1 protein-coding gene is annotated in these 268 nt (G+C 65.3%); it reads left to right on the top strand.

Annotated features, from left to right (window positions below; genetic code table 11):
- On the top strand, positions 1-268 hold a 268-nt coding region (locus ACPYOI_RS36330), incomplete at both ends, for an extracellular solute-binding protein (RefSeq protein WP_481424209.1).

The raw sequence follows: 268 nt of genomic DNA, 5'->3' as shown, positions 1-268 counted from the left end.
GTCCTACAACGCGGACAAGCTGAAGTCCGCGCCGACCGGCTGGGCCGATTTCTGGAACGTGAAGAAATTCCCCGGCAAGCGCGGGATGCGCAAGGGCGCGCGCTACAACCTCGAGTTTGTGCTGATGGCTGACGGCGTCGCGACGAAGGACGTGTACAAGGCGCTCGGCACGAAGGCCGGCCAGGACCGCGCGTTCAAGAAGCTCGACGAGCTGAAGCCGTACATCCAGTGGTGGGAAGCCGGCGCGCAGCCGCCGCAGTTCCTGGTG

It is taken from the genome of Rhizobium sp. SVR5-2C, from assembly GCF_056755115.1.
This window is presented reverse-complemented; position numbering and strand designations above follow the sequence as displayed.